Below are 12,330 nucleotides of genomic sequence, written 5' to 3'. Positions count from 1 at the left end.
CGGCTTATCGGGTGCTGGGGTCGACACCGTTCTGTCTGGCGGTGTTGATGCTGGAGGTTTGGAATGTGAGTTCGGAGGCGTCTGCTTGGGAGCAAACGGTTAGGGAGAAAAATAAATCTCGAGCATCCGGTGGCGTGCTTAGCGCCGGATTAGACTTGCTGATCGCATTAGAGGCCCTAGCCGTAAAACTTTCCGGCACACAGTCTGCTATTGCATTCTCAAGAAAGACATTAATAACAGTTTCAGAAACTCAGGCAAAACGCTGGCTTGGCACTTCACTTGGTAACATTTTAACTAAAGAGCTTACCGCCCGATTGATCTTACAGTCTCTATCTGGTGTAGCTTTGACCGGATTAAACCTCTACGACGCCTGGTCTGCTTGGCAGTGGAACGATCAAGCTACATACGGTTATCTGCTGATATCTACAGGAGGGTTAGCAGGCACACTGGGTACAGGATTTGGAGGAATGGCAAAGCTGTTCAAGCTAAATGTTCTGAGCTGGATCGCGTTACTGCTGATCGGTACAGGTATAGGGATAGTCGCCTTACTAAGTGCAACACCAATGGAATTCTGGCTGGCAAATGGCCCATTCGGGCAAAGCAATCAGACGAACCACTATTTAAACGACCCGCTGGAAGCATTCTATCGACTTGTAAATTTGCTTGCCGGCATCAATATCAACATCAGCAAAAACCCGAACTTTGATCCGCGAGCAGCATTTGATTTTCACGTAGAAATACCTCATGCGATAAGAAGTTCAGACACGATTATTCGCTTAGAGAGTCGTTTACCGGGTTTGATTGACAAGCTGGACGGCCTCAATATCCAAGCCGAATGTAGGCTGAAGCATGTTACCGACGTTTCGAGCAATGATGGGATGCCCTATCAGACAAATACGGAAAATGCTCTCAGACCAGAATTGCCTAAAGCCCAGCGCCTTTATCCTGAAGCTCTGGAGCTTTTTTTCTCCACACCAGCAAATACGGCTTTATCAACTGCCAATACGACCCATCATTTCGAGTGGGCAGTACGGGCACAGTTCACTCTGACACGTGGTGCGGAAAATCGATATTTCCCGGCTCCGCCGATAAAGGACGAAACCCAGTTTAGCGAGGCATGGACCAAACCAGACTTCAATAAGGTTAACCAACCATTTTGGGCAGATGAAATAACTTACAAGGCTGAGCCTAATGACTAAATCAATTCATAGGCTTTATTACGGCTCCCACTCATACAATCCAGACAACATCTTACGGCAATCATGTGCACTTAAGCCCCGTACTATCTTGTCTGGTGCCATACGCCTGCCTTGGTCCTCAACTCAGGAGGCAGTGCCTATTGAACTCATGAAAAACTTCACACCTGAGAGCATGAGATTTTGGCAAAAAGACCAGATAAAAGCGATACAACAGAAAGCTGAAAATACTTATGCACCGGCTATCTTTGAATCAGTTGACTTGCATCAAAAGTATGATCAAGAGCGATTCCGCTTTGCTCAGCTCCCGTTAAAAACGCAATTATGGATATTCATGCAACAGGGTGGAAAATGGTCTTTCATTATTTTATTTCCCATGTTCCTGCTCGTAAGCTTCTTGGGTATCAATAAGCCGACTGATTCAGCCATCACCCTGTACTTTAATAATATCATCGAAACATTTCCGATTCTTATGGGACCTTGGTTGGTCTTTTGGGTCGTCGGCCATATCGTCATCAATCACTTTCCCCGCATCTGGTTCCGTCCGCCAAAAGGCCCACTCTGGGAGCTCAATCGCAGAACGGGGCTGGTCACGATCTTCGGCTACAAACGACATCGAAAAGAAGGGGTGATCGACGAGTTCATCGCGCCGTTCTACGAGTTCGATGCCTACATGACTACCACGCATGATCGTCATGGCTGCTATCACGGTCTGATGCTCCAGCATCGCTACGAAGAGCAGTCCATCAACTTCCACGCACTGCTCAGCCCTGACGATTTCCAGCAACGCCCCTGCGCACTCTGGGACTTCCTGCAAAACTACATGGACACCAGCGGCCCGATTCCGGACATCCCGTTGTTTGAACCGTACCGGCACCTGGATCCGGTCACTGCCAGCTACGATCAGCAGCGCGGCCGCGACCCTCGCTACTGGATCGACATGGATGACGCCACGTTCAAGGCCGAGGTCGATGCCATGTGGCAGCGGGTTTATGCGATCGATACGTTTAGCCGCCCTAACCTTATGGCGCGGTATGTGGATTACGACCAATGACGATCGACAAAGCGGGCGAGCAGAATTGGACAGTTGCTATTGCATCAGAGGGTGCTGGCTAACTTAATCAAGAAGGGTTGAACGTACGCTCAGGCTTCAGCAAGGGTAATCCTTAGAAATTTCAAAGCTTCCTTGAACATCTGGTGCCATCTTTCGGACGGATCAGACATCAGCGGGTGCCAAAAAAACCTGAATTCATGCCCGCCATCATCTTCTGCAAAATGCACCCAGTTATCGGGCAGGTCCTGGGCCACGAGGCACTCGTGAAATGCCCAGGTGTGCCCGGTTACAGGGGAACGCCACTCACCCAAATGTCGCCTGACTGTCGCCTGAATACCGGCCTCTTCCATGAGTTCTCGTACAGCAGCCATTTCGGTAGATTCGCCTGGCTCCACACTGCCTTTTACCAGCTGCAGGCCTGCCAACGGGTGCTCAAACGCCAGGATTTCCAACGTTCCACGGCCTCTTACCACCACAGCGCAAGCTTTATCCGCGGTCATGTCCTTATACCTTTGCCTTGTTCAACGGAACTCTAGCCTAGTCGCCAGGCATATGGATTGTGGCCCATGACGGTCTACTTCGGATCTACGCTGCTCAGTAAAGATCAGGCTCAGAGCCTGAACGCAATCAAAGCCCCAACATCAGCCCACTCAGGCGTTTGACCTTGCGGCGCAGGGCTTCTTCGAAGATGCCCTGGCGGGGTTCGATCAGGCTGAACCAGTGTTTGGCGCGGGTGATGCCGGTGTAGATGAGTTCTTTAGTCAGTACCGGGTTGAGCGCTTCGGGCAGGATCAGGGCGGTGTGGGCGAATTCCGAGCCCTGCGATTTGTGTACGGTCATGGCGTACACGGTTTCTACCTCATTGAGGCGGCTCGGCAGGACGAAGCGCACGCCATCGCTGCCGTCGTTGCGCGGGAACGCGACACGTAGCACTTGCTTGCCGTCGCCGTCGCGCTCGGGCAGGCGCAAGGTGATGCCGATGTCGCCGTTCATCAAGCCCAGGCCGTAGTCGTTATGGGTCATAAGCACCGGACGGCCTTCGTACCATTGCTGTTCGCTTTCGATCAGCTTCGCGTTGAACAGCGCGTGAGTGATGCGCTTGTTCAGGCCCTCCACGCCCCACGGGCCTTTACGCACAGCGCACAGCAATTGAAAGGCGTCGAAGGCGCTGAGTACCAAGCGCGCCCATCGCGTCCAGCACTGGTCGTCGAGAACCGAATCATCGGCGGGACGCCCGGCGGCGAGTACGTTCAGGTAATGGCGATAACCCTGCGGGCCTTGCTCGCCTCTGCCAAGCCCGTCGAGGACCAGGCGTTCGAACTTGAGGTCCTGCTCGCCCTTGAGGGCCAGGGCGAACAGGTCGTCGTGACTGCCAGCCGCAAGCAGCGCGCGGGCCTGTTGGTCCTGCTGCTGGTTGACCAGTCGGGCCAGCTGGCCGATACCGCTGCCTTGGCCAAAACGACGCGAGTGGCGCAGCATCACCACTTGTTGTGCCAACGGGTGCTGCTGCGCATAGCCTTGGCGCAAGGCGCCTTTGCTGAGGTCTTCGCCGCTGACGGCTTCAAGCCAGGCCTGAGTTTCAGCACTGTAAAAGCCTTCTTCAGCGTCGCGACACAAATCGCCCAGAACGGCACCCGCCTCAACGGAGGCCAACTGGTCCTTGTCGCCGAGCAGCACCATGCGCGCATGCGGCGGTAATGCGTCGAGCAGATTGGCCATCATTTCCAGGTCGATCATGGATGCTTCATCAACCACCAGCACGTCCAGTGGCAGTAAGTTGCCTGCGTGATGGCGGAAGTGCCGGGTACCGGGGCGACTGCCAAGCAGGCGGTGGACGGTGGTGACTTCGCTGGGGATTTTCTGGCGCACATCGTCGCTGACATCCAGGCTCTGCACCTGCTGGCTGATGGACTCGGTCAGCCGGGCCGCCGCCTTGCCGGTAGGAGCCGCCAGACGGATGCGCAACGGCTGGCCACTCTGCACCGCAGGGGCCTGCAATAACGCCAGCAAGCGCACCACGGTGGTGGTCTTGCCGGTGCCGGGGCCGCCGGTAATGATGCTGAAGCCCTTGCGGGTCGCCAGCGCGCAGGCAAGTTTCTGCCAGTCGATAATGGCTTGAGGTGCTGAGTTCGCAGGCCCGAACAGGGCATTCAGGCGCTGCGGGAGATCCTCCGGTGGCGCTTCGCTCTGCGCCAGGCGCTGACGCAAGGCTACGGCGATACGCCGTTCATAGGTCCAGTAGCGGCGCAGGTATAAACGTCGCTCGGCAAGCACCAATGGTTTTTGCAGCGCCTCGACACTTGAATCGCCCACCTCGGCAACCAGCATGCTGTCTGCGAGCGCCTGGCACCACGCGGCACCGTCCAGCGCGGCCAGCAGTTGCGAGGGCAGCAGCATCGTCCCGCCTTGCTGATCGCCCTCGGGTGGCAATGACAGGGCGAAGTCCGGTTCTTTCAGGGTTTCGTACAGATCAAGGCAAACATGGCCGTGGCCGAGTTGATGACTGGTCAGCGCCGCAGCGACCAGCACCAGCGGATCGGCCTGCGGATCGAGGCCGCTGAGAAACGCGACAAATGCCTTGTCTAGCGCGCGCAACCAGCCGCGCTCGACCCAGCGCTCCAGCAGGATCAACAGATCGCCGACGCGCGTCAGCGGGCTCAATTCAGCGAGGCTGATGTCGTCCAGCGCGGTGGGCAACAGATCGTCAAACGAGCGGCTCATGCCAATGCTCCCGGCTGGTCATGCGCTAACGGTTTACCCTGAAACAAAAGGTCCAGGCTCTCGATAAGTTCGCGTGGCGGACGGACGAAATACGCACCTTGAGAGGCCGAGCGGCTGCCGCGCAGGAACAGGTACAGCGCGCCGCCCATGTGCTGGTCGTAATCATAGTCGGCCATCCGTGCCTTGAGCTGACGATGCAACGCCAGCAGGTAGAGGACGTATTGCAGGTCATAACGGTTGTCGAGAATGGCCGCTTCCATCGCCAGTTCGGTGTATGCAGTGTCGTCGGTGCCCAGCCAGTTAGACTTGTAGTCAGCCACGTAATAACGGCCTTCGTGTTCGAACGTCAGGTCGATAAAGCCTTTGAACATGCCGTTGAGCGAGACCGTTTCGGTCGCAGCCCGCGGCGCGTTGTTGTGGGTGAAGCGGCGCACAAGAGCGTCCATCTGCGCCACATTGACGTTGTTGCTGGCGAACCAGAATTCCATCTCTATGCGGTACTGATTGGGCTGGTCCAGATCACCCAGCGCGACCGGTGTGGCATCCGGCGACAGACGCAACGGCATGTTCAGCATGTGCTGCAGCCAATCGCTCAGGGTATTGATCCAGCCCGCCCAACCGCGCCGATTGCAGCGCCGGGCAACGGCGTCCTGCAGTTTGTCCGGCGCGTGAGCGGTCACCGCAAAACCTTCGTTGCCAGCCCACTCGAGCAGCCCGTGCAGAAAGGTGCCGGGGTTGGGGCCACGCGGAAAGCGGTGGATATCGCCGCCACTGGTCAAAATGTCACGAGGAGCTTCAGGGTCCAGGCGCTCGTCGTCGAACAGCTTCTGTGCCTGCGGGCTGTCAGGCGATTCATCGGCACCGGCAGTTACAGTGTCGCCGATACGCAGGGCGCTGTAGGAGGCGATCCACCAGTTCTCGGCAGCGCGACGTTTGGGTACCAGCAGCTTGACCAGCGCGGCTTCGTTGCGCGGCGCGCTGAAGCGTTCGTCAGTGGGCTCGGGAACAGGCTGCAAGGCAATCGCATCGCAGCCTTGCGCGAGATCACGCAGCCAGACTTTCAGCTCTGCCGGTTCGGCCAGCGCTAAACCGCCACCCAGCAAATAACCCAACGCAGAACGGTGCAGCATCGAATTGCTGGCATTGCCGCGTTTGAGGTCGGCAACGCCCAGCCAGCAAGCGTGTTCGGAACGGGTCAGCGCCACGTAGAGCAAGCGCAGGTCTTCGGCCAGACGTTCGTCATCGGCTTGCTGAATCAGCGCTTCGGTGGGCTGCAGGCTGATCTGCGATTTGCCGTCGGCGTCATGAAACTGCAGTGGCAGGCGACTGCCGTCCACGGGTTTCGAGGAGCAAATGAATGGCAGGAACACCAGCGGATATTGCAGGCCCTTGGACTTGTGGATGGTCACCACCTTGACCAGTTGCTCGTCGCTTTCCAAGCGCAGGATCTGTTCTTCGCCAGCCTGACCGGACAGCGCCAGGTGGTCGCCCAGATGCCGAATCAGCGCCTGTTCACCGTCCAGTTCGGCGGCGGCCTGCTGCAGCAGTTCAGACAAGTGCAACAGGTTGGTCAGTACTCGCTCACCGTCGGTGCGCGTCATCAACGTCTGCGGCAGGGCGAAGTCGTGCAGCAGGCGGCGCAGCATTGGCAGGACGCCCTGACTGCGCCACACGGCACGATAGCCACGGAACTGCATGACGCGCCGTTCCCACGCCAGTTCGTCCTGATTCAGACGCTCCAGCTCGGCCAGCGGCAGGTCCAGCGTGATACACGCCAGCGCGGCACGCAGCGTACGTTCGGAATCGGGCTCGGCACAGGCTTTGAGCCAGGACAGCAGGTCGTGGGCTTCCTGAGCGGCGAACACTGAATCCTTGTCCGACAGATAAACGCTGCGCACGCCACGCGCGGTGAGTTGCTGACGCACCGCCTGCGCTTCCTTGCCATCTCGGACCAGAATCGCAATGTCGGCCGGACGCAGCCCGCGCAGCGGTTTATCAAGCATGGCGAAACCGGCACGGCCCTGTTGACCGGCGTTGAGCAGGCGCACGATCTCGCTGGCGCAACTGGCCGCCAACTGTTGGCGATAAATAACCCCGGACACCGGCTGTTCGCTTTCCAGATGCCAGACCATCAGTGCAGTCAGTGGCGCGCCGTCGACTTCCAGGATCTCTTTGCGACCCTGGGCCAGCGCATCGGAGAACGGTACCTGATTGCCTTGATCATCACGAAACAGGAACGCTCCGCGACCTTGTGTACGTTGCTCTGCGCGCGTGAAGACATGGTTGACCGACGCGACCATTGCATGGCTGGAGCGGTAGTTGGTGTCCAGCGTGTGCCAACGGCCATCGGTGGCCTGCCGGGCGCGCAGGTACGTATAGATATCGGCACCGCGAAACGCATAGATCGCCTGCTTGGGGTCGCCGATCAGGAACAGCCCGGTCTGCTCGTCGTTACCTTCAAGGCGATAGATGCTGTCGAAGATCCGGTACTGCACCGGGTCGGTGTCCTGAAACTCATCGATCAACGCTACTGGAAACTGCTCACGTATCAGGGTGGCCAGACGTTCGCCGCCAGCGCTGTGCAGGGCGGCATCGAGCCTGAGCAACATGTCGTCAAACCCCATCTCGGCGCGACGCCGCTTCTCTTCTTCAAAGCGGGCGCTTACCCACTGCGCCGCATGCTGCAACACCGCGGCATCCGGCTTGGGCAGGCTGTCCAGCGCAGCTTTCAGCTGTGCCATGGCCTCGAAAGCAGGATGTGAAGGCGGATCACTTTTCCAGGCTTCGGCAACACCTTCCGGGGTCAGGCGAGTGAAACCGGTTCCTAGGTCCAGCGTTTCCTGTGTGTCGTCAGCGGCCCATGCGGCAAGCTTTTCAAACCAGGGCTTGAAGTAGCGCTCCTGCATCTTGCGGCCATCGACCACTTTGCGGGCTACGGCGTCCTGACAGAGCGCATACAGCTCTTCAGCCCAGGCGGCCCAAGGCGCTTTCAGGGCAGCGAGCGCTGCTCGGCGCTCCTGCAATGACGCCTCGATCAGTTCGGTGGGCTCTTGAGTGAGCGTGCTGCGATCACGACCAAACAAACCTCGCACACGCGGCAACAACGCCGCCGGACCGCTCAGATTTTCCCGCACCCAGGTCAACGCGTCGCCGCTCATGGGGTAGCAGAAGCGGCGCCAGTAGTCGCGCAGCACTTCACCGAGCAAATCGCTGTGGTCGGTTTCCAGGGTCTGGGTGAACAGGCTGCCGCTGTCGAATGCGTGCTCGCGCAACATGCGCTGGCACCAGCTGTGGATCGTCGAGACGGCGGCTTCGTCCATCCACTGTGCGGCGATGTCCAGACGGCTGGCACAGGCCGGCCACTGCTCGGCCTCGAACTGCTCGCGCAGCTCGGCAATCAAACCGTCAGTTGCGGCAATCTCGTCACGAAAGAACCGCGCAGCTTCCGCCAATCGGGTACGAATCCTGTCACGCAGCTCCTTGGTAGCGGCGTCGGTAAAGGTCACCACGAGGATCTGCGGCGGCAGCAATTCACGACCAAAGCCTGACTGTTCGGTGCCGTGGCCAAGCACCAGACGCAAGTACAGGGCGGAGATGGTGAAGGTCTTGCCGGTCCCGGCGCTGGCCTCGATCAACTGGCTGCCGCGTAGTGGAAAGCGCAGTGCCAGAGGAAGGGATTGTTCGTTCATGCGCCACCCTCCCCGCCAGACAACGACTGCCAGGGCGCATCGTAAACCGGTTTGTAGAGCGTCTCGCACCAGCCTGCAAACTCTTCACTGTCGACCAGCGCGTCAAAGTCCGGAAACTGTCGGGCCAGTGCGGTGCTTTCGCGGCGCTCACCATCAGTGGTCTGCCCGTCACCCTCGTAGGCCTTGCGGGCTGCTGCTTCGGCTTTGTCGGCGGGCTGGCCCAGCCAGGCAAATGCAGTTTTGACGGCGACTGGTAAAGGCTCTTGCATGCCGCGTAGCCAAGCCATAAGCAAGTGATTCAGGGTGGTTATGGCCGCGTCCTTGTCCAACGGATCGAGCATGAGGGTTTCGTCACTGGCCACCAGTGCCGTGTGCAACGGCAGCTCACAGGCGCAGGCCACCAGGTGATTGACCCACGGCCGAATCAGCCGGTGCCATTTGCGCGTCTTTTTCGAGCCGATGCTGTTGGGAATCGCCGTGACCAGCAACAGCTCACCACCAGCGTTACGGTGCAGTCCGCCAAGCCAGCCATCGATACTCACACTGCCATGGCTGAAGCTGATCGGTAATGCGCTGCTCAACGTTTCGGGCCAGAGGGTCAACAGATCGTGGTAACGCTTGAGAACGTCTGGCAACGGCTCGATCAGTTCGTCCTGCATCAAGGTGCCAAATCCCGCGAGCGGCAGCAGGCCACTGGCTTGAAGTTTCAGTGCCTGGGCTTTCAGGGCGACATCCATATCGTCAGGGGAAGCCATCGCTGTGCTGAGCAGGCTTTCACTGAGGCCGTAACGCTCAAGCGCATCGAGCACAAACGGTTCCTCATCGGCGAGCGGCGCTTCGGCGACTTCGAAATAGATCTTCAGGCGCTGGCTGAAGAAATGCTTCACCGGGTTTCTCAGAAAGTCCTGTAACTGTGCAATGGACAGCGGTTCTTCCTGCTCATGGGGGGAAAGCGCTTGAGGTACGGGCACCTGAAGGTCGGTTTCATGCAGCAGGCGCCACTCGCGGGCGAAGCTGAAATACCCCGTGCCTGCATGGAAGTAATTGGCACTGAAAGGCTGCAGAGGGTGATCCACAGTCAACGCTTTCAGTAAGCGCTCACCATCGTCCTGCTTGCCGTCCGGGTCGGTCTCGCCAGCCAGCTTCCAGCCACTGGCCAGGTGATCGCGTAATTGGCCAATCAGCACCGATGCAGGACGCTCGCTGTTGTCCCGAATGCTGTGGCCAACCCAGCTGATATAGAGCTGGTCCCTGGCCGATAACAGTGCTTCCAGCAACAGGTAGCGATCGTCTTCACGCCGGGAACGGTCGCCGGGGCGGTAATCGCTGCCCATCAGGTCGAAATCCAGCGGCGGTTGCGCGCGCGGGTAATCGCCGTCATTCATGCCCAGCAGGCAGACCACTTTGAACGGAATGGCACGCATGGGCATCAGCGTGCAGAAGTTGACCGAGCCTGCCAGAAAGCGTTGCGACAGACGCCCCTGATCAAGCCCGGCCAGCCAGGCCTCACGCACAACGGTCAACGGCAGCTCATCGGTCAGCCCTACCGCGTCACAGGTTTCCAGCCAGCTTTCGCGCAGTGTTTCAAGTTGAGCGAGCAGGTAGTCATCGTGTTCGCTGTCGGCGAGGAAGAACAACTGCAACAGCGATTGCAGACGCGTTCCCCACGCGTACGGAGTTGCGGATGTCGATAATTCCGTATGAGCCACCTGAAGCGCGTCAATCAGCGCTACCAGTGGGCCGATCAATGCGGCATCAAGCCCGCCAATCTCATCGTACGGCTCGATGCCGTCGTAAGCCGCACCTGCTCCCACGGCGTAACCCAGCAGCATGCGACGTAGGCCGAAATGCCAGCTGTTCTGCTCCAGCGCATCCGGCAAACCCAGACCTGCACGCTGCTGTGCGTTGAGGCCCCAGCGAATGCCGGCGCCTTCTATCCAGCGGTGCAGCGTTGGCAGATCGCGCTCCTGAATCCTGAAGCGCGCGCGCAAGGCGGGAACGTCGAGCAGGTCAAGGATTTCGCTGACCGGAAAGCGGCTGTCCGGGAGTTTGAGGAGGTGTTCAACGGCAATCAGCAAGGGTTCGCGGCCACGTTGCCCCTGGTCGGCCAGCGTAAAGGGAATGAAGCGACGATCTTCGCGTTCGATTTGCCCGAATACCGCTCGTATGTGCGGGGCGTAGCTGTCGATATCCGGGACCATGACAATCACATCACGCGGGCGCAGGCCAGGGTCTTTGCTGAACCTTGCCAATAGCTGGTCGTGCAGCACTTCCACTTCGCGCTGCGCACTGTGCGCAACATGGAAACGGACCGAGCGATCTTCCAGCGGATCGACTGCCGGCCAGAGCTCACGGGTTTCATCCAGCGGGCGCAGCTCGAGAATATCGTCCTGCAACTGGTTCAGCAGATTGGTGGGCTCGACTTCACTGAACAGATCAATCCGCTCGTCCTTGAACGAAGAGCGGTAGCTGCGCGGATCATCATGGCTGTCCAGCAAATTGATGTAATCGCGCCCCTGCTTGCCCCAGGCAGCGAGCAGCGGATGAGCATGCTGATGCAGCGCTTGCGGGTCGAGGACCATCGGCATTCCGGTCTTGCGCGCCTGGCGTTTGTACTGGTGACGCAGCAGGTCTTTGTCGGCAACGATATCAGCCCAGTGATGGCGACACGGGTTGTGAACGCAGAGCAGAACCTGGCTGAACTTCGCCAGACCCGCCAAAGCCTCAAGCGCTTGTGCAGGCAGTGACGAAATGCCGAAAACGATGACCCGTGCCGGCAAGCCCGGCGGCGCTTCGGTCATGGTGCCGATGCGCTCGATGAAACGCTGATGCACGCCCGCGCGGCTCTGCGACATCCCTTCAGCCCCGACGTCGTCCAGCAACGCACGCCACAGTTCGGCCTGCCAGCAATTGGCAGCTGACAATGGTCTGGACTGACCTCGTACGTCGCGCAATTGATGGCGGCCAGCGGCCCAGTCTTCCAGCCAGTCGGCGCGGTAAACCTGATATTGGTCGAACAGATCTGACAGGCGCTCGGACAATTGATAGCGCTTGCGTAGATCAGTGTCGTCGGTCAGGAAACGCTGCAGGGGCTCAAAGTGCGGCTGATTGATGAGTTCAGGGAGCAAGCGCATCAAGCGCCAGGTCAGCGGGGTCTTGTCGAGCAAGGAAGTCGAGGGGATTTCATCGCTTCCGAGAACCATGCGGTACAGCGTCCACATGAAGCTACCGGGCAATTGGACGTCTATGGCTGCGGCAATGCCACAGCCGCCGCTATCTTCATCCTGAGCGTCCTCGGCCAAGGCCAGTTTCAACCACTGCGCAATGCCGTTGCTCTGCACCAGAGCAATCTCGTTTTCCAGGGGGGCCAATGGATAACGTCGCATCCACGACACAACCAGGCTGCGCAGCTCATCCGGGCGGTTGCCTTGGACCACCATGAAACCTGCACTCAGAGAGGTTGTAACGGACATGCTTGCTTCCTTGACCGGTGCGTAGAACCTGATGCCGAACCATAAGGGCAAGCGCGCTGGATTGCCATAAGCATGTTCGTCTGAATGACTGCCGGAGAGGTGGGATTATGAGTTCAGGAGAATGCAGAGGTTTGTGGAACCCCAGACAAACAAAAACCCTCAACGCGTAAGCGATGAGGGTTTCTGGAATTTAATCT

The 12,330-nt window shown here is 58.6% G+C and carries 5 protein-coding genes and 1 pseudogene; 2 read left to right on the top strand and 4 right to left on the bottom strand.

Features of this window, described 5'->3' with window-relative positions; all coding sequences use genetic code 11:
* A pseudogene (locus RYC17_RS26665) lies at positions 1-1,199 on the top strand (hypothetical protein); the annotation flags it as partial.
* A 148-nt stretch (positions 1,200-1,347) separates the two neighbouring features.
* A complete protein-coding gene (locus tag RYC17_RS26660; protein WP_161936588.1) occupies positions 1,348-2,250 on the top strand; it encodes a hypothetical protein in 903 nt (300 codons plus the stop codon).
* An 89-nt stretch (positions 2,251-2,339) separates the two neighbouring features.
* Here the strand turns inward: RYC17_RS26660 and RYC17_RS26655 are convergent, their stop codons facing one another.
* From RYC17_RS26655 to recC, 4 genes are all read right to left on the bottom strand, one after another.
* Complete coding sequence (locus tag RYC17_RS26655; protein ID WP_058408606.1) at positions 2,340-2,750, bottom strand: NUDIX hydrolase; 411 nt, start codon at positions 2,748-2,750, stop codon at positions 2,340-2,342.
* Between the two features lie 127 nt (positions 2,751-2,877).
* Positions 2,878-4,971: an exodeoxyribonuclease V subunit alpha gene (gene recD / locus RYC17_RS26650; RefSeq protein WP_316904781.1), complete on the bottom strand. Its 2,094-nt coding sequence runs from the start codon at positions 4,969-4,971 to the stop codon at positions 2,878-2,880.
* The gene (gene recB, locus RYC17_RS26645; RefSeq protein ID WP_316904780.1) at positions 4,968-8,660 is read right to left on the bottom strand and encodes an exodeoxyribonuclease V subunit beta; all 3,693 of its coding nucleotides are present in this window, start codon (positions 8,658-8,660) and stop codon (positions 4,968-4,970) included. Before recB ends, recD begins: the two co-directional genes overlap by 4 nt.
* Positions 8,657-12,133 (bottom strand): exodeoxyribonuclease V subunit gamma, encoded by a 3,477-nt coding sequence (recC, locus tag RYC17_RS26640; protein ID WP_316904779.1) that lies wholly within the window; start codon positions 12,131-12,133, stop codon positions 8,657-8,659. The genes recB and recC overlap by 4 nt, the downstream gene beginning before the upstream one ends.
* Positions 12,134-12,330: the final 197 nt, after the last annotated feature.

The organism is Pseudomonas syringae group sp. J248-6 (assembly GCF_032586995.1).
GTDB classification, from domain to species: Bacteria; Pseudomonadota; Gammaproteobacteria; order Pseudomonadales; family Pseudomonadaceae; genus Aquipseudomonas; species Aquipseudomonas amygdali.
This window is presented reverse-complemented; position numbering and strand designations above follow the sequence as displayed.

Excerpts from the sequence above, each read along its gene's own strand:
- RYC17_RS26660 (WP_161936588.1), top strand. The coding sequence starts at position 1,348 with ATGAAAAACTTCACACCTGAGAGCATGAGATTTTGGCAAAAAGACCAG.
- RYC17_RS26655 (WP_058408606.1), bottom strand. The coding sequence starts at position 2,750 with ATGACCGCGGATAAAGCTTGCGCTGTGGTGGTAAGAGGCCGTGGAACG.
- recD (WP_316904781.1), bottom strand. The coding sequence starts at position 4,971 with ATGAGCCGCTCGTTTGACGATCTGTTGCCCACCGCGCTGGACGACATC.
- recB (WP_316904780.1), bottom strand. The coding sequence starts at position 8,660 with ATGAACGAACAATCCCTTCCTCTGGCACTGCGCTTTCCACTACGCGGC.
- recC (WP_316904779.1), bottom strand. The coding sequence starts at position 12,133 with ATGTCCGTTACAACCTCTCTGAGTGCAGGTTTCATGGTGGTCCAAGGC.